Raw genomic sequence first — 398 nt, 5'->3', positions numbered from 1 at the left:
ATATTGCGTTAACAGGCCGCTGACGGCTTCGATCGTGAAGGAGAATAACAATGTTCAGGTCACTGTTTCTGGCGGCCGCCCTGATGGCATTTACCCCGCTTGCAGCAAACGCAGGTGAAATCACCCTACTGCCATCAATCAAATTACAAATTGGCGATCGCGATCATTACGGTAATTACTGGGACGGTGGTCACTGGCGCGACCGTGACTACTGGCATCGCAATTATGAGTGGCGTAAAAACCGCTGGTGGCGTCATGATAATGGCTATCATCGTGGCTGGGATAAGCGTAAAGCGTATGAGCGTGGCTATCGTGAAGGCTGGCGCGATCGTGACGATCATCGCGGAAAAGGCCGCGGACATGGACACCGCCATTAAACACATTCGCCAATGGAACAC

General features: G+C 52.3%; 1 protein-coding gene. It reads left to right on the top strand.

All coding sequences use genetic code 11. The features are described from left to right. Nucleotides 1-50: 50 nt before the first annotated feature. Nucleotides 51-377 (top strand): DUF2502 domain-containing protein YpeC, encoded by a 327-nt coding sequence (gene ypeC / locus JNB91_RS30470; RefSeq protein ID WP_000490072.1) that lies wholly within the window; start codon nucleotides 51-53, stop codon nucleotides 375-377. Nucleotides 378-398 lie beyond the last annotated feature (21 nt).

This window comes from Aliirhizobium wenxiniae (genome assembly GCF_019511445.1).
Taxonomy (GTDB): domain Bacteria; phylum Pseudomonadota; class Alphaproteobacteria; order Rhizobiales; family Rhizobiaceae; genus Neorhizobium; species Neorhizobium wenxiniae_A.
Note: the sequence above shows the minus strand (reverse complement) of the source record. Positions and strands in the feature narration are given on the sequence as shown.